16 protein-coding genes and 1 tRNA gene are annotated in these 21,079 nt (G+C 65.3%); 12 read left to right on the forward strand and 5 right to left on the reverse strand.

The genetic code is table 11. The annotated features are described in order from the left end of the window. Window positions 1–28 precede the first annotated feature (28 nt). From infB to AC1EJR_RS11065, 5 genes are all read left to right on the forward strand, one after another. A complete protein-coding gene (infB, locus tag AC1EJR_RS11045) occupies window positions 29–2,920 on the forward strand; it encodes a translation initiation factor IF-2 (protein ID WP_477147059.1) in 2,892 nt (963 codons plus the stop codon). A gap of 63 nt (window positions 2,921–2,983) precedes the next feature. Next, window positions 2,984–3,355 (forward strand): 30S ribosome-binding factor RbfA, encoded by a 372-nt coding sequence (rbfA, locus tag AC1EJR_RS11050; protein ID WP_092289589.1) that lies wholly within the window; start codon window positions 2,984–2,986, stop codon window positions 3,353–3,355. A 72-nt stretch (window positions 3,356–3,427) separates the two neighbouring features. After that, the gene (truB, locus tag AC1EJR_RS11055; protein ID WP_092289587.1) at window positions 3,428–4,378 is read left to right on the forward strand and encodes a tRNA pseudouridine(55) synthase TruB; all 951 of its coding nucleotides are present in this window, start codon (window positions 3,428–3,430) and stop codon (window positions 4,376–4,378) included. Between the two features lie 125 nt (window positions 4,379–4,503). Further along, window positions 4,504–5,469, forward strand: a complete 966-nt coding sequence (locus AC1EJR_RS11060; RefSeq protein WP_477147060.1) for an Ig domain-containing protein — start codon at window positions 4,504–4,506, stop codon at window positions 5,467–5,469. Window positions 5,470–5,566: 97 nt separating this feature from the next. Beyond that, entirely contained in the window at window positions 5,567–6,751 is a 1,185-nt protein-coding gene (locus AC1EJR_RS11065; protein ID WP_477147061.1) for an MFS transporter, read from the forward strand. A gap of 24 nt (window positions 6,752–6,775) precedes the next feature. Here the strand turns inward: AC1EJR_RS11065 and AC1EJR_RS11070 are convergent, their stop codons facing one another. From AC1EJR_RS11070 to AC1EJR_RS11085, 4 genes are all read right to left on the reverse strand, one after another. Then, on the reverse strand, window positions 6,776–8,377 hold the full coding sequence (locus tag AC1EJR_RS11070) for a DHA2 family efflux MFS transporter permease subunit (RefSeq protein WP_477147062.1): 1,602 nt from the start codon (window positions 8,375–8,377) through the stop codon (window positions 6,776–6,778). 36 nt (window positions 8,378–8,413) lie between these two features. After that, window positions 8,414–9,679, reverse strand: coding sequence for an HlyD/EmrA/EmrK family protein (locus AC1EJR_RS11075; RefSeq protein ID WP_092289579.1), 1,266 nt, complete (start codon window positions 9,677–9,679; stop codon window positions 8,414–8,416). Between the two features lie 60 nt (window positions 9,680–9,739). After that, complete coding sequence (locus AC1EJR_RS11080; protein ID WP_441593568.1) at window positions 9,740–11,221, reverse strand: AdeC/AdeK/OprM family multidrug efflux complex outer membrane factor; 1,482 nt, start codon at window positions 11,219–11,221, stop codon at window positions 9,740–9,742. 85 nt (window positions 11,222–11,306) lie between these two features. Further along, entirely contained in the window at window positions 11,307–11,846 is a 540-nt protein-coding gene (locus AC1EJR_RS11085) for a MarR family winged helix-turn-helix transcriptional regulator (protein WP_092289577.1), read from the reverse strand. A gap of 194 nt (window positions 11,847–12,040) precedes the next feature. Here AC1EJR_RS11085 and typA point away from each other — a divergent pair, with 194 nt between their 5' ends. Next, on the forward strand, window positions 12,041–13,861 hold the full coding sequence (gene typA, locus AC1EJR_RS11090; RefSeq protein WP_092289575.1) for a translational GTPase TypA: 1,821 nt from the start codon (window positions 12,041–12,043) through the stop codon (window positions 13,859–13,861). A 46-nt stretch (window positions 13,862–13,907) separates the two neighbouring features. Here typA and AC1EJR_RS11095 read toward each other — a convergent pair whose 3' ends face one another. Then, entirely contained in the window at window positions 13,908–14,765 is an 858-nt protein-coding gene (locus tag AC1EJR_RS11095) for a sterol desaturase family protein (RefSeq protein WP_477113336.1), read from the reverse strand. Between the two features lie 218 nt (window positions 14,766–14,983). Between AC1EJR_RS11095 and AC1EJR_RS11100 the strand changes: the two genes are divergently transcribed. The 6 genes from AC1EJR_RS11100 to AC1EJR_RS11125 all read left to right on the forward strand — a co-directional run bounded on the left by AC1EJR_RS11100 (window position 14,984) and on the right by AC1EJR_RS11125 (window position 21,071). Beyond that, window positions 14,984–16,552 (forward strand): methyl-accepting chemotaxis protein, encoded by a 1,569-nt coding sequence (locus AC1EJR_RS11100; RefSeq protein ID WP_477104948.1) that lies wholly within the window; start codon window positions 14,984–14,986, stop codon window positions 16,550–16,552. A 98-nt stretch (window positions 16,553–16,650) separates the two neighbouring features. Then, window positions 16,651–17,757: an enoyl-CoA hydratase/isomerase family protein gene (locus tag AC1EJR_RS11105; protein WP_477113337.1), complete on the forward strand. Its 1,107-nt coding sequence runs from the start codon at window positions 16,651–16,653 to the stop codon at window positions 17,755–17,757. Window positions 17,758–17,864: 107 nt separating this feature from the next. Then, window positions 17,865–18,425 (forward strand): NADPH-dependent FMN reductase, encoded by a 561-nt coding sequence (locus AC1EJR_RS11110; RefSeq protein ID WP_092289568.1) that lies wholly within the window; start codon window positions 17,865–17,867, stop codon window positions 18,423–18,425. A 384-nt stretch (window positions 18,426–18,809) separates the two neighbouring features. Next, window positions 18,810–19,814: a tRNA dihydrouridine(20/20a) synthase DusA gene (gene dusA, locus AC1EJR_RS11115; protein WP_477113338.1), complete on the forward strand. Its 1,005-nt coding sequence runs from the start codon at window positions 18,810–18,812 to the stop codon at window positions 19,812–19,814. A gap of 785 nt (window positions 19,815–20,599) precedes the next feature. Then, on the forward strand, window positions 20,600–20,860 hold the full coding sequence (locus tag AC1EJR_RS11120) for a hypothetical protein (protein WP_477113341.1): 261 nt from the start codon (window positions 20,600–20,602) through the stop codon (window positions 20,858–20,860). A gap of 135 nt (window positions 20,861–20,995) precedes the next feature. Continuing rightward, a tRNA-His gene (locus AC1EJR_RS11125) sits at window positions 20,996–21,071 on the forward strand. Window positions 21,072–21,079: the final 8 nt, after the last annotated feature.

Here is a 21,079-nt window from a genome sequence, read left to right on the forward strand (position 1 = left end):
GTAGAAACCGAGCATTGAAAGGGTTTGAATGGCAAGCACAACAGTTGCCCAACTGGCCGCAGAACTGAGCCGCAGCGCAGCTGCCCTGCTGGAACAATTGCAGGCAGCTGGGGTGGGCAAAGCGACGCCGGAAGACATCATCACCGAATCGGACAAGACCCGACTCCTTGATTATCTCAAGCGGTCGCACGGTCAGGCCGACGACAGCGCACGCAAAAAGATCACGCTGACCAAGCGCGAAACGTCCGAAATCCGTCAGGCCGATTCCACCGGCAAGACCCGTACCGTTCAGGTCGAGGTGCGCAAGAAGCGCGTCCTGATCAAGCGTGACGAGGTCGCCGGGGATGCACACGCCGATGGCGTGGACGCCGCGGAAGCGGCCGAGGCCGCCGCCGAACAGGCACGCCGCGAGGAAGAGGAAAGCCGTCAGCAGGCCGAGGCGCTCGCGCGCCAGGAAGCCGAACTGAAGGCACGCCAGGAAGCCGCCGAGCGCGAGGAAGCCGAGCGCCGTGCGCGCCAGGAAGCCCTCGAGGCCGAGCAGCGCCGCCAGACCGAACTTCTCGCCCGCAAGGCCGAGGAAGAGGCCGTGGCTGCCCAGGCGGTGAACAACGCCGTCGAGGACGCTGCCGTGCGCAAGAAGGCCGAGGACGACCAGGCCCGCGTGGCCGCCGAGCGCGTGCAGGTGCAGAAGGATGCGGATGACGCGAAGGCAGCGGCCGACAAGGCCCGTGCCGAGCAGGACGCCGCCCGCCGCCGCCGCGAGGCTGCCGAGGCCGAGGCCCGTGCGATCCAGCAGATGCTGAACGCCCCGGCCCGCGTGCTGAAGGCGCCGTCGGAACGCAAGGCCGAGGAAAAGAAGGCCGAGCAGACCGGTACGCTGCACAAGCCGGTGAAGCCGCCTGGCACGACGACCGAAGCCAAGAAGGACGACAAGAAACCGGCCACGACCACCACGGCCACGACCACCGTCGACAAGAAGACCGGCAAGCCGGTCAAGACCGGTACGTGGCAGGACGATAGCTCGCGCAAGAAGGGCAGCGGCCTGAAGACGCGCGGCGATACGTCGGGCGGTGTGGGTGGCTGGCGCGGTGGCCCGCGTGGCCGCGGCGGCAAGCAGCATGCCGACGATCGCAGCAACTTCCAGGCGCCGACCGAGCCGGTGGTGCGTGAAGTGCACGTGCCGGAAACCATCTCGGTGGCCGATCTGGCGCACAAGATGGCCGTGAAGGCGTCCGAGGTCATCAAGCAGATGATGAAGCTCGGCCAGATGGTCACGATCAACCAGGTGCTGGACCAGGAAACCGCCATGATCGTGGTGGAAGAAATGGGCCACAAGGCGTTCGCCGCCAAGCTGGACGATCCGGAAGCACTGCTGGTGGTGGATGGCGAAGACCATACCGACGCCGAACTGCTGCCGCGTCCGCCGGTGGTGACCGTGATGGGTCACGTCGACCACGGCAAGACCTCGCTGCTCGATTACATCCGCCGCACCAAGGTTGCCGCGGGCGAAGCCGGGGGCATTACGCAGCACATTGGCGCGTACCACGTCGAAACCGAACGTGGCGTGATCACCTTCCTGGACACCCCGGGTCACGAGGCCTTCACGGCCATGCGTGCCCGTGGCGCCAAGGCCACCGACATCGTGATCCTGGTGGTTGCGGCGGACGACGGCGTGATGCCGCAGACCAAGGAAGCGATTGCGCACGCCAAGGCTGCCGGCGTGCCCATCGTGGTGGCGATCAACAAGATCGACAAGCCCGAAGCCAACCCGGACCGCGTGAAGCAGGAACTGGTGGCCGAGCAGGTGTTGCCGGAAGAGTACGGCGGCGATTCGCCGTTCGTGCCGGTGTCCGCCAAGACCGGCCTGGGCATCGACGACCTGCTCGAGCAGGTGCTGCTGCAAGCCGAAGTGCTGGAGTTGACGGCACCGGTGGACGCCCCGGCCAAGGGTCTGGTGGTGGAAGCCCAGCTCGACAAGGGCAAGKGCCCGATCGCGACGATCCTGGTCAGCAGCGGCACGCTCAAGCGTGGCGACGTGGTGCTCGCAGGCAGTGCCTACGGCCGCGTGCGCGCCATGCTGGACGAAAACGGCAAGCCGACGAAGGAAGCTGGTCCGTCGATCCCGGTGGAAATCCAGGGTCTGTCGGAAGTGCCGGCCGCCGGCGAGGAAGTGCTGGTGCTCCCGGACGAGCGCAAGGCGCGTGAAATCGCCCTGTTCCGTCAGGGCAAGTTCCGCGACGTGAAGCTCGCCAAGCAGCAGGCCGCCAAGCTGGAAACGATGCTGGAGCAGATGAGCGAAGGCGAAGTGCAATCGCTGCCGCTGATCGTGAAGGCCGACGTGCAGGGTTCGCAGGAAGCACTGGTGCAGTCGCTGCAGAAGCTGTCGACCGAGGAAGTGCGCGTGCAGATCGTGCACGGCGGCGTGGGCGGCATCTCGGAGTCGGACGTCAACCTGGCTGTGGCCTCGAAGGCAGTCATCATCGGCTTCAACGTGCGGGCTGATTCCGGCGCGCGCAAGCTGGCCGAGCACAACGGCATCGACATCCGCTACTACAACATCATTTACGATGCGGTAGACGAGATCAAGGCGGCGATGTCCGGCATGCTGGCGCCGGAGAAGCGCGAGACCACGATCGGCCAGGTGGAAGTCCGCCAGGTCTTCCGTGTGCCGAAGATTGGCGCCGTGGCCGGCTGTATGGTCACCGACGGCATGGTCAAGCGCAACTCGCTGGTGCGCGTGCTGCGCAACAACGTGGTGGTGCACACCGGCGAACTGGACTCGCTCAAGCGGTTCAAGGACGACGTCAAGGAAGTCAAGCAAGGCTTCGAGTGCGGTTTGTCGATCAAGAACTTCAACGACGTTCAGGAAGGCGACCAACTCGAGGTGTACGAAATCACCGAAGTGGCGCGTACGCTGTAAGGCGATACGCAAGACGGCAGGCTCCGGCCTGCCGTTTTCACTTTGGGCACAAGACAGGTTTGAATGGCCAAGAAAGGCAATATCTCTTCCCGCAATCTGCGGCTTTCCGACCAGATCCAGAAGGAACTGGCCGAGATGATCCAGCGCGAACTGCGCGACCCGCGCCTGGGCCTGGTCACGCTGCAATCGGTGGCGCTGACGCCCGATTACGCGCACGCCAAGGTCTACTTCACGGTGCTGGGCGCCGAGCCTGAGGTGGCCGCCGGTATCCTGCGCGAGAAGGCCGGTTACCTGCACTCGCTGCTATTCAAGCGCCTGCACATCCACACCGTGCCGACGCTGCATTTCCATCACGACACCTCGGTGGAACATGCCATCGAAATGTCGAAGCTGATCAACGAAGCCAATTCGACGCGCGCCAAGGACGACGAGTAAGTCCGTCGCGCCGTTCCGCCTTTGTGACGCGCGCCGGACCCGCTCCGGCGCCGCGCTTCTCTCCCCGCCGCAATGACCGATTCCTCCGCAACCCGTCCGCCCCGGCTGCCGCGCCGCGACGTGCATGGCGTGCTGCTGCTCGACAAGCCACTGGGCCTGTCGTCCAACGACGCGCTGGTGCGCGCCAAGCGCATGCTGCGCGCCAACAAGGCTGGCCACACGGGCACGCTGGACCCGCTCGCCACCGGCCTGTTGCCGCTGTGTTTCGGCGAGGCGACCAAGTTCTCCCAGGATCTACTCGAGGCCGACAAGACCTATGAGGCCGTGGTGCGGCTCGGCGTGACGACGACCACCGGCGATGCCGAGGGCGAAGTCGTTGCCGAACGCCCGGTCACCTGCGACCGCGCCGCGCTGGATCTGGCGGTATTACGATTTACGGGCCCAATCGAACAGGTGCCGCCGATGTATTCGGCCCTGAAGAAGGACGGCAAGCCGCTATATGAATACGCGCGCGCCGGCCAGACCATCGAACGCGCGGCGCGGGCGGTGACGATCCATGCGATCGAACTGCTCGACGTGGCCCTCGACGCCAGTCCGCCGCAATTCACGATGCGCGTGCGCTGCAGCAAGGGCACCTACATCCGCACGCTGGGCGAGGACATTGGCGAAGCGCTCGGTTGCGGCGGCCACCTGACCGCCTTGCGCCGCACGGCCGTGGGCGACCTCACGCTCGATGGCGCGGTCACGCTGGAACAAATCGACCAGCAATCCGACGATATTCGCCCGACCATGCTCGCGCCCGTGGACGCCTTGCTGCAACGCTGCGTGCTCGTGCAGCTCGACGACGCCGCGATGGCGCGATTCCTCCAGGGCCAGCGCATCGCACGGCGCGACCTGCCCGAGGGCACCGCGCTGGAAGAGGAAACCCTGGCGCGCGTGTACGGCGGCGAGCCGTCCCGCCTGCTGGGCGTGGCCCGGATGCGAGAGGGCGCACTGCGCCCGGAGCGGCTCGTAAAGATCTGAAATCTGGCCGGGCAGCGGCCAGCCAGTCCCCGACGGACGTGTTGTATATTCACGCGTGATGCCATAGGCATCGGCGCGGCCAGCGGGCAGGGCCGCAATAAAAACAACCACTTACGGGGCTGACGATGTCTTTCCGATCCTTCGGTGCCGCGCTGCGCGCGCCGCATGCTGGTCTGTCGTCGGCCCGGTCGTGGCTGGCGATTCTCTTTCTGTGTGGTGGGGCGTTGCTGTCGGGATGTGTCACCGATGAAGACGACGGGAAAGTCCAGGCACCGGCGGGGCTGAGCTACGCCATGACATCGGCGATCCACGTAGCCGGCCAGCCCATCGTGCCGAATCGACCCAGCGTCAGTGGCGACCCCGTGACGCGCTATTCCGTGGCACCGGTCTTGCCGGCCGGGCTGACGATCGACGCGGCCAGTGGGGTGATTGCCGGTACGCCCGCCTCGGTCAGCGCCGCCACTGTATACGTAGTGACCGCCGAGAACGCCGGCGGCAGCGCTACCGCCCGGGTGCAAATCGAGGTGCGCAATACCGGGGCGGCGCCTTCGGGGCTGACTTACCGGGAATCGGCCGTCATCTACACCGTCGGCACAGCCATCACGGCCAATACGGCCACCAGCACCGGCGGCCCCATTTCCACATTCCGCATCGCGCCCGCACTGCCGGCCGGGATGGMATTCAATACCCAGACGGGCGCCATCACTGGCACGCCGACCGTCGTGTCGGCCGAGTCGAGCTATACCGTCACGGGCAACAACGGGGCGGGCGAGACCACCGCCACGCTGCGTATCGCCGTGCAGGCGGGCGTCGTGGCACCGGCCAGCCTGGCGTTCAGCACGCCCACGGCCCGCTACGTCGTGGCGGAAGCCATCGTACCCAATACCCCTGTGGTGACTGGCGGCGCGGTCATCGCCTATACGGTCAGCCCGCCCTTGCCGGTGGGCCTGAGCATGAACACGCAAACCGGCGTGATCTCCGGCACGCCAGCGGTCGTGCAGTCGCAGGCGGTCTACACGGTCACGGCCCGCAATGCTGGAGGCAGCACGCAGGGGCAGGTGCAGATCTCGATTGTGGCGCGAGGCAGCTAGGCTTCGGCTACGCCCCCGGCCCCTGACCGAGCGGCCCCGGGCCGAGGCTCCCATGACCTATCCTTGACCCACCAGCCACGAATCAGCGGTGGGAGCCATGCGTTGCCTGATTTTTTGCGCGGTGCAGTGCCTGCTGGCCGTGACGTGGACGCTCTACGCGGCCTTCCTGCCGCAACTCGCCGCGCAGGTCGGCATTGGCAAGGCGCAGGTCGCGTGGATCTTGTTGATGGATCAGGCGATCTTCGTCATCGCCGACAGTGCCATGGGCATCGCCGCCGACCGCATGGCCAACGCCATGCACCGTCTGGGCGTCTGGATCCTGGCGATTTCGGTCGTCTCCGGCGTCGCTTTCGTGCTGCTGCCGGCCGCCACGTCGCCGGCGCTGCTGGTGGGCCTGACCGCGCTCTGGGCCGCCAGCTCGTCCGCGCTGCGCGCACCGCCGATGGTCATCATCGCGCGTCGTCTTGAACGCTCCGCCACGCCGCTTCTGATTGCATGGTCGATACTGGGCATCGGGCTGGCCGGGGCGCTGGCCCCGATGCTGACGGCGGCGCTGCGCCAGTCGTCGCCCGTAGTGCCGTTCGTGCTGGCGAGCGCCGGCCTCGTGGTGGMAGTGGTCGCACTGCGCTGGATCGAGTTGCCGCCGCGCGAAGCTCTCCCGCCCCGCCGCGCCCCGCCCGCGCCGATGCCGGCGCTCTGGCTGTTCTTCGCCGCGACGTGGCTGCTGGCGTTCGGCTTCCAGATCCACATCGCGATCAATTCCGGTCCCGCCTATCTCCGCTTTGCGCCCGCCACAGAGCTGGTGCGCTACATGCCGGCCTTCTGGGTGGGCTTCGTCCTTGGGGTGTTGCTGCCGCAGGCGCCTTTGCTGAAGCGCGTGCCGGCCGCCGTGCTGCTGCTGGCTGCAGCCCTGCTGGGGGCGCTCACGCTGGTCGGTTTCGCCACGGCCTCCACGCTCCCCGGCGTGTTGCTCGCGCAGGGCGTTGCGGGCGTGTTGTGGGCGATGGTCTTCGGCACGGTGGTCAATGCGGCGACCGATGCCGGCCATGTGGGGCGGGAAGGGCGCTTCGTCGGGCTGGTGTTCTCGCTCGCGGCGCTGGCGGCGTTGGCGCGCATCGCCATGCTGGCCGCCGGTGCCGCCGCGCCGCTGGCGGGCTGGTTGCCCTGGCTGCCGGTGTTCGCCTGGGGCTGCGCCGCMGTGTTGCTGGCCGCGTTTGCMTGGCAGGGCGGCACGCGGATGGTGCCGCCCGTTGGCGCCGCGTCGCCGCCGGAGCGGCGATAGCGGCGGGTGCGCTTTGTGACGCGCTCAGTGCGCGCCGGCCGCCTCGGCGCCGCCGCCGCCCTGGCTGCGCTTGGTCAGCCAGACAAAGCCGATCAGCACGAAGAACAGCACGCCCGAGATCCAGAAGATGTCGTTGGCGCCCAGCATCGACGCCTGGAGCGAGATGTTCCGCTCCATCAGTCCGATGGCCTGCGTCTGCGTCATGCCCATCTGCATCAGATGGTTCAACTGCTCGGTGTAGGTGGCGCTGTAGGGGTTGATCTGCTCCACCAGTTGCGCGTGATGGAGCGCCKAGCGGTTTTCCCAGATCGTGGTCGAGATCGACGCCCCGATTGCCCCGAACGTAATCCGCACGAAGTTCGACAAGCCGGAGGCCGCCGGAATCTTCTCAGGCGGCTGGCCGGACAGGATGATCGACGTCAGCGGAATGAAGAACAGCGCCATCGCCGCGCCCTGGATCAGCGTGGGAATCATCAGCGTGCGCGTATCCACCCCGGTGGTGAAGCCGGCCCGCATGAAACTGACGATGCCGAACGTGATGAACGCGCCCGTCGCCACCCAGCGCGCGTCCACCTTGGGCAGGATGCGCCCGATKATCGGCGACAGGATGATCGCGAAAATGCCCACCGGCGCCATGACGATGCCCGCGTCCGTGGCGGTGTAGCCGACGATGGTCTGCAGCCACAGCGGCAGGATCACCAGGTTGCCGAAGAACAGCCCGTACGCGACCGAGATCGCCACCACGCCGGCGGCGAAGTTGCGCCCCTTGAACAGATGGATGTCCACCACCGGATGTTTCTCGTAGTTTTCCCAGATCAGAAAGAACAGGAAGCCCACCACGGCAATCACGGTCAGCGCCACGATCACGTTGGAATGGAACCAGTCGAGTTCCTTGCCCTTGTCGAGCATCAGCTGCATCGAGCCGACCCAGATCACCAGCAGCGCCAGCCCGATGCGGTCGATCGGCAGCGTCTTGGTGGGCGTTTCCCGCTCGCGATAGATCGCCCAGGTGGCGTAGGCGGCACCCAGACCAACCGGGATATTGATATAGAAGATCCACGGCCAGGTCATGTTGTCCGAGATCCAGCCGCCCAGCAGCGGCCCCATGATCGGCGCGACCAGCGTGGTCATGCCCCACAGCGCCAGCGCCATCGAACTCTTGGCTGGTGGATAGCTGGCCAGCAGCAGCGACTGGGAGAGCGGGATCATCGGCCCGGCCACAGCACCCTGGAGGATCCGGGCGGCCAGCAGCGTCTCAAGGTTCGGCGCCACGCCGCATAGCCACGATGAGACCACGAACAGCAGGATCGACAGCACGAACAGCCGCACCGCGCCGAAGCGCGTGGTCAGCCAGCCGGTCAGCGGCACCGAGATGGCGTTGGCCACCGCGAACGAGGTGATGACCCAGGTGCCCTGGTTGGGCGAGACGCCGAGATCGCCCGAGATGGCCGGAATCGACACATTGGCAATCGACGAGTCGAGCACGTTCATGAACGTGGCCAGCGACAGCGCGATCGTGCCGATCACGAGCTTGCCGCCGGTCAGCGGCGGTGGCGTGGCGGAGGGCGCCTTGGCCGGTGCCGGCGAAGCGCCCGCGCCCGGCGTGGCGGTGGTGGAATTAGCCATGAGCGGTCAGCCGTGCGGAATCAGGGAGTCAGACAATTACGTATTGGCCGGCTTGGCCACGGGAGCCGCGGCGCCCGCCTTGCCGGTCACGGCCGGTGCCGCCTGCGGCGCGGCCGAGGTGCGGCCGCCGTTGTTCAGCGAGATGATCTTGGCGATCAGTTCGTCGGCGTCCTGCGCCACCTTGTCGTAGACATCGGTCTGGAGCGGCTTGGCGGCGGAGGCGCTGAGCATCGCGCCGCCTTCTTCCTTGCGCACGTCGACGGTGACGTTCATCGACAGGCCCACGCGCAGCGGATGGTCCTTCAACTGCTGCGGATCCAGCGCGATACGCACCGGCAGGCGCTGCACCACCTTGATCCAGTTGCCCGTGGCGTTCTGTGCCGGCAGCAGCGAGAACGCGGAGCCCGTGCCGGCCGAGAAGCCCGCCACGTGACCCGTGTACTTGACCTTCGAGCCATAGACATCGGCCTCCAGCTCCACCGGCTGGCCGATCCGCATATGCGTGATCTGCACTTCCTTGAAGTTGGCATCCACCCACACTTGGTCTAGCGGCACCACGGCCATCAGCGGCGTGCCGGGGCTCACGCGCTGGCCCACCTGGACCGAGCGCTTGGCCACGTAGCCGGTGACCGGCGCGGGCATCGTCGAGCGGGCGAAGGCGAGGTAGGCCGAACGCAGGTTCGCGGCAGCGCGCTGCACATTGGGATGTTTCTCAACCGTAGTCTGGTCGGTCAGCACCTTGTTCGAAGCGAGTTGCTCCTGCGCGGCCAGCAGCGCCGATTCGGCGGCCTTCAGGCCGGTCTGCGCATGAGAAATTTCTTCGTTCGACACGGCACCCGAGCCGGCGATGGCCTGGCGGCGGCGCAGGTCGTCGCGCGCCTTGGCTACGTCGGCCTGGCGCATCGCCACGTTGGCGGACAGCGAGCCGTTGTTCACGTAGAGCGTGCGCACCTCGCGCACGGCCTGGGCGAGCTGGGCCTCGGCCTGTTCCATGGCCACCTGGGAGTCGGCGCGGTCGAGCTGGATCAGCGGCTGGCCGGCGGTAACGAGCTGCGTGTCGTCGGCAGTGATGGAGATCACCGTGCCACCCACCAGCGGCGTCACCTGCACCACATTGCCGGCGACGTAGGCATCGTCGGTATTCTCGAAATGGCGCGCGTAGACGCCCCAGTACAGGCCATAGCCAAGCCCGGCCACAACGACGGCGGCGGTCAGCGCCACCAGCAGGCGGCGGCGCTTGCCATTGTTGTCGGCGGCGGGGGTCGGGGTTTGCGGCGCGGCAGATTGCGGAGTGTTGCTCATGATGTCTGTCTTTTGCGTAGTCTTTGACGGATTGTCTGGTGTCGGCGGGCGAGCGCCCGGTCAGCCTTGGGCGGCGTGCGGCGCTTGCGCGGTATCCGGCGTCTCGCCCTGGTAGCCGCCGCCTAGGGCCTTCATCAGCCCCATCTGCAAATCGAGCCGCCGCGCCTGGAGGTCGGTGGCCAGCCGGCGCTGCTGGAGCACATTGCTCTCGGCGTTGAGCACGGTCAGCTGCGTGCCGAGACCGGCCTTGTAGCGCGTGGTGGCCAGCGCGTAGGCGTGCTCGGCCAGGTCCAGCGCCTCGCGCTGGGTCTTGATCTGGGTGTCCACGCTGCGAATGCTGGTCACGGTGTCGGCGGTTTCGCGCAGCGCGTCGACCAGCGTCTGGTTGTAGTTCGCCACGGCGATGTCGTATTGCGCGTTCTTGCCCTTGAGGTTGGCGCGCAGCCGGCCGCCTTCGAATACCGGCAGCCGCACCGAAGGACCGATGCCGAAGGTGCGGCTGATGCCCATCAGCAGGTTCGACGGATCGAGCGAGGCCACGCCGGCGAACGCGGTCAGCGTCACGTCGGGCAGGAACTCCTTCTTTGCCACGCTGATGTCCTTCGACGCCGCCTCCACGCGCCAGCGCGCCGCCACCACATCCGGGCGACGGCCGATGAGGCCGATGGTCAGGTCATCGGGCAGCAGCGGCGTGGCGTTGGCGAGCAGGGTGGGGCGGGCGATCTGCAGGCCGCGATCCGGGCCCTTGCCCAGCAGCGCGGCGATCTGGTTGCGGGCGAGGGCGATTTCCTCTTCCACGCGTTGGAGGTCGGTCTGCGCGGCGGCCACGGTGCCGCGTGCCTGCGTGGTCTCGACCTGGGTATCGAGCCCGGCGGCCAGACGCTGGCGCGAGAGGTCGGTCAGGTCGCGACGCTGGGCGATGGCGCGCTCGGCCACATCGCGCTGCGCATACAGCGCGGCCAGCCGGTTGTAGTTGCGGGCGATGGAGGTGGTCAGGATCAGGCGCGCGGCCTGACTCTCGGCCTCCATGGCGCGGTCGTCGGAGAGCGCAGCTTCCAGCGCATCGCGGTTCTTGCCCCAGAAGTCGAGGTCCCACGACAGGCCCATCTGCAGCCGCGACTGGTTCTGCCAGGAGCCGGCCAGCGGCGTGCCTTCGAACAGGTCGGTTTCGGAAAACCGCTGGCGCACGATGCTGCCTTCGAAGTCCACGCTCGGATACAGCGCGCCGCGCGTGGCTTCGGCCAGTGCACGCGATGCCGCCACGCGGCCAATCGCGGCCTGCAGGCTCGGATTGTCCTTGACGGCCTCGTCGGCCAGCGCGCGGAGTTGCGCATCGTGGAACTGGTCGACCCAGTCCTGCGACGGCCACTGGCCGTGATCGTTGGTAAAGGTCTGCGGCGACGCCAGCGCCTGCGGCTCGGCCAGGTTTTGGGTGCTGTGCGAGTCACCCAACGCCGCGCAGCCGGCCAGCACGGCCGCGGCCATGACCGTGAGGGCCAGGGCGCCCAGACGGCGCGATGCGGAGGAGATAACGGGTTGCATATCGATCTGACTTCTTATTTAGCCTGTCGCCAGGATGGTGGCGCCGGGTGATGAGAAAACGTGCAAAGGGCGGGGCAGGGGTGCGCTAGCCGCCATCGCGCTCAGTCCAGCAGGTGCCGACGGCCTGCCCGCCACCGTTGTCGATGACCCGATGCAGCATGCCGCGCAGTACGTCGATTTCCGCCTGGCTGAAGCCGACGAAATGGCGCCGCATCACGTTGCAGTAGACGGCAGGCAGTTGGGCGGCGATGGCCGTGCCCTCGGGCGTCAGCGACAGGTCCACCACGCGGCGGTCGTCGTCGCGGCGCGTGCGCACGATAAGTCCCCGTTTCTCAAGCCGGCTCAACATGCGGGTGATCGATCCGGCATCGGTGTTCAGGCTGCGGCCGATGTCGGTGACGGTACTGGCGCCACCCATCGACAACATGATTAGGCAGCTCGCCTGGGCGTGCGTGATGTCCAGGCCATTCACTTCCTGCTCGATGCCGAGCGTTAGCAGGTTCTTGGCCCGGGCCAGCAGGTAACCAACGCTGGAGCCAAGCTCGTAGACGGCCGGATCGAAAAGATCCGGCTCGGCAGGCCCTGCGCCGGAAGTGGTCGTAAAAGTGGTGTTAGATTCACTCATTGTTTGTCGCCGCAATCTTTGCTGTGACAAATATATGCATGTGACGCACGATCCGCAAGAACGGAAATTCGTCATTGCAGAAACCGCAACGACGCCTAACATAGAAGGTCGATCCGCAGCAGAGCGTTTTGCGCCGCAGCATGCTAGAATGTCGGGTTAATTTTTCGAACGCTCCGCGTCAAGGGGACGCCGCAATGACCCGCGCCATCCGTAACATCGCCATCATCGCCCACGTCGATCATGGCAAGACCACCCTGGTCGACCAGCTCCTGCGCCAGGCAGGTACCTTCCGTGAAAACCAGCAAATGGTTGAACGCGTGATGGACTCGAACGACCTGGAAAAGGAACGCGGGATCACGATCCTCGCGAAGAACTGTGCCGTCGAGTACAACGGCACGCACATCAACATCGTGGACACCCCGGGCCACGCCGACTTCGGCGGTGAAGTGGAGCGCGTGCTGTCGATGGTCGACGGCGTGCTGCTGCTCGTCGATGCCGTGGAAGGCCCGATGCCGCAAACGCGTTTCGTGACGCGCAAGGCACTCGCGCTCGGCCTGAAGCCGATCGTCGTGATCAACAAGATCGACCGTCCGGGCGCACGCCCTGACTGGGTGATCAACCAGACCTTCGACCTGTTCGACAAGCTCGGCGCCAACGACGAGCAGCTCGACTTCCCGGTGATCTTCGCCTCGGGGCTGAACGGCTATGCCGGTCTGACCGAAGACGTGCGCGATGGTGACATGAAGCCGCTGTTCGAGACCGTGCTGACCAAGGTGCCGGTTCGTAACGACGACCCGGACGGTCCGCTGCAGATGCAGATCATCTCGCTCGACTACTCGAGCTACGTCGGCAAGATCGGCGTGGGCCGCATTTCGCGTGGCCGCGCCAAGTCGCTGCAGGACGTGGTGGTCAAGTTCGGCCCGGAAGGCAACCCGATCAAGGGTCGTATCAACCAGGTGCTGAAGTTCCGTGGCCTGGAGCGCGAAATCGTGCCCGAGGCGGAAGCCGGCGACATCGTGCTGATCAACGGTATTGAGGAACTGGGTATCGGCTGCACCGTGTGCGCGCCGGACGCCCAGGACGCCCTGCCGATGCTGAAGGTGGACGAGCCCACCCTGACCATGAACTTCTGCGTGAACACGTCGCCGCTGGCCGGCCGTGAAGGCAAGTTCGTGACCAGCCGCCAGTTGCGCGAACGCCTGGACCGCGAACTGAAGTCGAACGTGGCCCTGCGCGTGGCCGAGACCGGCGACGACACGATTTTCGAAGTGTCGGGCCGTGGCGAACTGCACTTGACCATCCTGCTGGAAAACATGCGCCGCGAAGGCTACGAGCTGGCCGTGTCGCGCCCGCGCGTGGTGTTCAAGGAAATCGATGGCGTGAAGCATGAGCCGTACGAACTGCTGACCGTGGATGTGGAAGACGGCCACCAGGGCAGCGTCATGGAAGAGCTGGGCCGCCGCAAGGGCGAACTGCTCGACATGGCATCGGACGGCAAGGGCCGTACCCGCCTGGAGTACCGTATTCCGGCGCGTGGCCTGATCGGCTTCCAGGGCGAGTTCCTGACGCTGACGCGCGGCACGGGCCTGATCAGCCACATTTTCGACGACTATGCACCGGTGCGCGAAGGCGGCCTGGGCGAGCGTCACAATGGCGTGCTGATCTCGCAGGACGACGGCGACGCCGTGGCGTACGCACTGTGGAAGCTGCAGGATCGCGGCCGCATGTTCGTGAAGCCGGGCGATGCGCTGTACGAAGGCATGATCATCGGCATCCATAGCCGGGACAACGACCTCGTCGTGAACCCGATCAAGGGCAAGCAGCTGACCAACGTGCGCGCCTCGGGTACTGACGAAGCCGTGCGCCTGGTGCCGCCGATCCAGATGTCGCTTGAATACGCGGTGGAATTCATCGCCGATGACGAACTCGTGGAAATCACCCCCAAGAGCATTCGTCTGCGCAAGCGCCACCTGAAGGAGCACGAGCGTAAGCGTGCTTCGCGCGACACCGTGTAACACCGGTTTGCCCCATGAAAAAACCGCGCCCTCGAGCGCGGTTTTTTCATGGTTCAACGTGTTTGGGGCTGCGCCACTCGGGCGGCTTCCAGAAGTAGCGCGGGTCTCGGGCGTGCCAGGCGTCGCGGAACATGTCACGCCATTCGTGGAGGGTGAGTGTCAGCGGGTTGTGCGTGCGTATCTGCCGCGTGATGCCGTATTCGGGCGCGGCCTCCTCGGGCACGAAGCTGCCGAACAGGCGATCCCAGAGGGTCAGCACGCCCGCGTAGTTACGGTCGATGTACTGCGGATTCCTCGCATGGTGGACCCGATGCACCGACGGCGTGTTGAGAACCATCTCAACGAGCGGCCAGCGCCGGCCCAGCCGCGTATGGACGAAGAACTGGAACGCGAGGTTCAGGCCGACGGCCAGGATCACCCAATCTGGCGTAAATCCGATGAACGCGAGCGGAATCCAGAACAGCCACATGCCCGAGATCGGATAGGTCAGGCTCTGCCGGAACGCCGTCGAGAAATTCATGCCTTCCGATGAGTGGTGCGCCACGTGCGACGCCCACAGCCAGCGCACCCGATGGCTGGCCCGGTGGAACCAGTAATAAAGAAAATCCTGTAGTAACAGCAGCAGCGCGAACGACCACCAGGTCTCCGGCACCGCGCGCAGACCGTGCGCGTAGCACCACGTGTAGACCGTGCGGATCAGCAGCCAGAGGAAGAAGGCGTCCGACGCCTGATGCATCAGCGCGAGGCTGGCGTTGGATAGCGTGTCCCGCCAGCTATAGACGGCGGGGTCGCGGCGGGCCCAGTACCAGGCCTCCCAGCCGATAGTCAGCAGGAAGACCGGCGCGAAGGCCATCAGGATCAGGCCGGGATCGAAGCCGGCGGATTGCGGGGGCGTGACGTGCATGGCGCAAGTGTGCACATTCTCAAGGTTTTTGCGTGGAGGGCTTCCTCCATACGCACCATGTGCTMGATCGTGCGCGCGCGCGTCGTCTATCGCACATCATCACAAATCTGCAACACAGACTATCCCTCGCGATGCATCAAGGTTCGTGCGGGCGCGCCGTCATTGCGTGAGCGGCCAGAKAGGAGTGGCCGCTTTTCACGTTACGGAGAGTMGCCCCCATGTTTCGCAACACTACGATCGGAGCCCGGCTGTGGCTCCTCACGATTGTCACGAATTTGTTGCTGCTGATTGTCGGTGGCGTTGGTTGGCTGGGCATGTCGCGCAGCAACGACGCCACGCGTCAGGTCTATCAACAGCAGCTTGCCGCCGCGACGTATCTGGCCGAAGCGCGCTCCAACCAGTTGCTGGTGCGCGTGCTGCTGGACCAGGCCGCGTTCGCCACCGATCCGGCCGACGCCAAGGCGCGCGCCGCCACGGCACAGGACTTCGCGCGCCAGTCGGACGCGGCCTGGAAATCGTATCTTGAGATTCCTCGCAATGAGGAGCAGACGCGCGCCACCGAGGCCGTGTCGGCCCGTCGCCAGGCGCTGTTCACGCAGGGCGTGGCGCCAATGATTGCCGCGCTCCATGCCGGTAACCGCGACGCGATGATGACGGCGGTCATGGACACGATTCCCAAGCTCGACATCCAGTTCACGGCCGTCAACACGGAACTGGCCCGTCTACAGGTGGCGAGCGCCAAGGCCGTGTACGAAAGTTCTCAAGATCGTTACGGTCGGCTGCTGACGCTCTCGCTCGTCGTGCTGGCCGTGGGTCTGGTGTTCAGCACCGTGGTGGCCTGGCGCCTGCGGGTCTCCATTGTCCGGCCGCTCGACGTGGCCATCGCCCGCTTCGCCCGCATTGCCGACGGGGATCTCGGCACCGCGCATCGGGAGGACGCCGGCGTAATGGTCGACGAGCACGCCAGGAATGAGACGAGTCGCATGCTGGGGATGCTCGGCCGCATGCAGGCGCGGTTGCGCGAGATGGTGGGCGAGGTGCGCGGCGGCGCCGACTCGATCGCCGCTGCCAGCGCGCAGATCGCCAGCGGCAACGCCAACCTGTCGCAGCGCACCGAGCAGCAGGCCGCGTCGCTGGAGGAGACCGCATCGAGCATGGAGCAGCTGACCAGCACCGTACGCCACAACGCCGATAGCGCGCGCGACGCCACCTCGCTGGCGACTAACGCCCAGACGCTTGCCGAGCGCGGCAGCGCGGCGGTTTCGCGCGTGGTGGACACCATGCGCGCCATCGACGCCGGCGCCAACAAGATCGTCGACATCATCGAGGTGATCGAGAAAATCGCGTTCCAGACCAACATCCTGGCGCTCAATGCCGCCGTGGAAGCCGCCCGGGCGGGGGAGCACGGGCGCGGCTTTGCCGTCGTAGCGGGCGATGTTCGAGATTTGTCTCAACGCTGCGCGGCGGCGTCGAAGGAGATCCGGGGGCTGATCGGCGCGTCGGTGTCCAGCGTGCGCGAGGGCACCTCCCTCGTGGACGGGGCGGGCAGGGCGATGCAGGACATCGTGGACGAAGTACGACGCGTGAGCGACATCATCGGCGGCATCAGCGCGGCATCGGACGAGCAGTCGCGCGGCATCGAACAGGTGAACGTGGCGGTGTCCCATATGGACGGCATGACGCAGCAGAACGCGGCGCTGGTCGAGGAAGCGGCTGCCGCGGCGGCGTCGCTCCAGGACCAGGCCCAGCGGCTGACGGGTCTCATGGCCGCCTTCCGGCTGGCCTGAGCCGAGTCCGTTGAGACGATTCTGAAAATCGCAAAGTGGCCCGGCATCGTCATGTGGCTGGCGTAAAATCGCTGGCAACAAGAAAGGAGCAGAGACACATGACGGAGTTTGGATCGACGCAGGCAGTGGTGGAAGTGACGACCGAGGAGCGTGGCGGGGTGGCGTATCTGACGCTGAACCGCCCGCAGGCGCTGAACGCGCTGTCGCTGGAGATGATTCGCGCGATCACGGACGCGCTGACGCGCTGGGAGGCCGATCCGGCGGTGCACGCGGTGGTGGTGGCGGGCGCAGGCGGCAAGGCGTTCTGCGCTGGCGGAGACATCCGCTGGTTCCACAAGGCATGGCACGCGCAGGACCCGCTGCTCGACCAGTTCTTCGTCGAGGAATACGCGCTCAACCACTTGATTCACCGCTACACGAAGCCCTATATCGCGCTGATGGACGGCGTGGTCATGGGCGGTGGAATGGGCATTTCGCAAGGTGCCCGCCTGCGCATCGTCACGGATCGCACGAAGATGGCGATGCCCGAGACCAATATCGGCCTGTTCCCAGACGTGGGCGGCGGCTGGTTCCTCGCCCGCACGCCGGGCCGGCTGGGCGAATACCTGGGCTTGACCGGCACGGTCATCCACGCCGCCGATGCGCTGTACGCGCGTCTGGCGGATGCCTACCTGCCCGCCAATGCGCTGGCCGAGATGGTAGCGGCGCTGCAGGCGGCCCGGTTCAGCAGCCCCGAGTCGGTGGTGGCACATATCGCCAGGTTCACGGACCAGCACGCAGCGGCCTGCCAGCCGGCCGACAGCACCCTCGCGCGGCTGTCGGACCAGATCGACACCGCGTTCGCGGGCGCGACGGTGCCGGCCATCCTCGCCACCATCAGCGATGCCGAAGGCGATTGGGCCGCCCAGACCGCCGCGATGCTGCGCAGCCGTTCGCCGCTGATGCTATGCGTGACGCTCGAGCAGATTCGCCGTGCGCGGTCGATGGCGCTGGACGACGAGCTGCGCATGGAACTGGACATGATGTACCACGTGTTCCGCATTGGCGAGAAGGTGGAAGGCATCCGCGCGCTCGCCGTGGACAAGGACCATCAGCCCAAATGGCAGCCGGTGCGGCTTGACGACGTGACCACGGCACGTGTGCGATCATTCTTCGATAGCCCGTGGCGGCGCGAGGAACATCCGCTGGCCGGTCTGGGTCGATAGACTGAATCGATAGACAACTCGGGCAGGGCAACATGCCCCGCCCGGATTTTCGCTGCATCCGTTGCAATCCGTTGTACTTCAACCGTCAACAGTGAAAGGAACCCGTGATGAGCAATCCTCGTGATGTCGCCGTAGTGGTGGGAAGCCTGCGCAAGGAATCCCTGAACCTGAAGCTGGCCAAAGCGCTGGCAGCGCTGGCGCCGCCGCAGCTGAAACTGGATATCGTGGATATCCGGCAGCTGCAGATGTACAACCAGGACGACGACGACAATCCACCGGCCGAGTGGGTGGCGTTCCGCGACCGCATCCGCCGCGCAGATGCGGTGCTGTTCATCACGCCCGAGTACAACCGCTCGGTGCCCGGCGTCCTCAAGAACGCCATCGACGTCGGCTCGCGCCCCTATGGGCAGAGCGCCTGGGACGGCAAGCCGGGCGGCGTGATCAGCGCATCGCCGGGTGCCATTGGTGGCTTCGGCGCCAATCACCACCTGCGCCAGTCGCTGGTATTCCTCAATATCCCGGTCTTGCAGCAGCCCGAAGCCTATATCAGCGGCGCAGACAAGCTGTTCGACGCGCAGGGCGGGATTGCGAACGAATCGACACGCGGCTTCCTGAGCAAGTACCTGACGACGTTTGCCAGTTGGATCGACAAGAACGCCGCTCGCTGATCCAGGTGGGGAAGGTAGGGTCAGCCCAGTCCTACAGTGCGAAGCGGGGCGGCCCCGACATCGCCGGCAGGTGCCTGTTTCTATAGTGGAGTCAAGCCCACTACAGATATTCAGGAGGAAAACCATGCCGTACATCGTCGCGTGGCTACTCGGCGTCCCGGCCTTCGTGCTGGTTCTGATCTGGCTGTTCATGCATTGATGCCCCCGCATCACGAGCAAGAGCCAAACGGCGCTTTCGGGCGCCGTTTTCTTTGACGCAGCACCCCGCCGAGTGCAGCCGGCGCATCCCTACCACGCCCTGCAACGCACGCCCAGCTCACGTATACTGCGGGTCTCCCAATAGCCGGGTTCGTCCCAGGCTACATCCGCTATCCCACGACCCGCATGACCGTAAATCCCCGCCGCATCTCGGTGGCCCCGATGATGGATTGGACTGATCGCCATTGCCGCACGTTTCACCGCGCGTTGAGCCGGGACACCTGGCTCTATACCGAAATGGTGACGACGGGCGCGCTTCTTCATGGCGATGTGGCGCGCCACCTCGATTTCGACGCCGCCGAGCAGCCCGTAGCGCTTCAACTGGGCGGCAGCGAGCCTGCCGACCTCGCCCAGGCGGCAAAACTCGGCGAACAATGGGGTTACAAGGAAATCAACCTCAACTGCGGCTGCCCGTCGGAGCGCGTGCAGCGTGGCGCGTTTGGCGCCTGCCTGATGGCGGAGCCGACTCTGGTGGCGGATTGCGTGAAAGCGATGCGCGATGCGGTGTCCATTCCGGTGACGGTCAAGCACCGGATCGGTATCGACACGATTGAGCATTACGATTTTGTCCGCGATTTTGTTGGCACGATCGCTGATGCGGGATGCGAGACGTTTATCGTCCATGCGCGCAACGCGATATTGAAGGGCCTGAGCCCAAAAGAAAATCGCGAAATCCCGCGGCTCCGTTATGAGGTCGCTTATCAGCTAAAACGCGAGTTTCCGAAACTCGAGATTCTGATCAATGGTGGCATCGTGACCTACGACGAGATCGCCGAGCATCTGCAACACGTGGATGGCGTCATGATTGGCCGCGAGGCGTATCACCAACCGTATTTCCTGTCGGAAATGGATACGCGCTTCTATGGCGCGACCACGCCTATTTCTGCGCGGCAGGAAGTGGAGTTGGCGATGCAGGACTACATCGGCGCTTTGGTGGAGCAAGGCGGTTACATGGGCGCCGTCACGCGGCACATGCTGGGCTTGCATCGGGGCATTCACGGTGGCCGGGGTTGGCGGCGTGTGCTGTCAGATGCACGTCGCATGCACTCCGCGCGTAGCCGTATCGCCGTGGACGCGCTCTTCGAAGAAGCGCGTAGCCACCTGCGTCCGGACCTGCTTGAGGCAGCCTGAGCGCCCGCCGGAATCGAAGGAAAACTCTAATTTCGAACGATCGTTCTATGCAGGGTGCCCGGACGGGTGCGTGCAGCGGTGTATTGGGCAGTCGGTGGCGTCGAATCCCGCACCAGCAAAGGGATTCCCCTAATTCGCCGCTTAGCGGGCACCTTCTTACACTGTGCTTGCCCTCGAATACAGGGCTTTCTTCAACTGATTATTGGGCCCGCCGTGTGCGGGCTCTTTTTTTGTCCGCCGTACCTTGGGTTTGCCCGAATAGTGCTCACGATCCGGGCCGACTACATTGATCCTGCCTTCAGGGCATTGAGATCGCTAATTTAAGAGTCCGCTACGGCGGGCTCTTTTTTTTCGTCCTCACATTCTGCGCGTCCCCAAAAAAAGCAGGCGACTCTTGGTTACCAAGGCCGCCTGACGGGAATGTCGAGGGGGGTCAATGTCCCTCGCGAAAGAGTATCTATCAGCACCCATTGCGCCAGAACCCTGCGTTCGTGGGGCTCGCCGCGTTTTTCGTGCGGTAGCCGATAGACATTTTGACTTGGCGAAACGGCGTTCGATGTCCCACGCTATAGGCATCTGGATTTCTGAAAGTAGGTAAGCGGCGTTTTCGTCATGTTACGATGCCATCAATGCCGCGGCAGTCGGCATGTGGCCTGTGAATCCTGTGCAACCAGGGTTTCGGTGGGGGAAAAGCAAGTGGGCTGGCCGGTAGTCGGCGTCGCAGCGCGTGCACGAGCATGGGCCGGCGCGACGGATCGGAAGCGAGCCTTGGGGGATAGCACATGGTGGATAGGGAAGAGCCATTTGGCGAGGTCTTCGAGGACTTCCGCCTGATCTGGGTGGCCGAGCGTCTGCAGGACGGCAAATGGACTGCGCGGTACTGCTGGCACGCCGGCACCTCGGTGGAAGCGGGTAAAGCATTGCAGCGCGATGTGCTCAATGGCAAGTCCCGGCGACTGCTCGGCTTGTTCTCGAGCGAGGCCGAGACTGTTGCCGCAATCAAGGAGGCGGTGCTGCTCGAAGCGAAGTGGCATGGCAGTCGATAAGGCAGGCGAGGCCGGTTGAAATTTTTTGTGCGGAATACTAGCCATCCTCTGAAGATCCTTGTAGAATCTTGTTTTTCGTTGAACGGCAACGCCGGTTAGCGGAAGCGTCAGCGGCAAGCTGGCAAAACCTCTACGGTGGCTGTAGCTCAGTTGGTAGAGTCCAGGATTGTGATTCCTGTCGTCGTGGGTTCGAGTCCCATCAGCCACCCCAAATTGCTT

The sequence above is a fragment of the Cupriavidus sp. 05T42 genome (assembly GCF_056396345.1).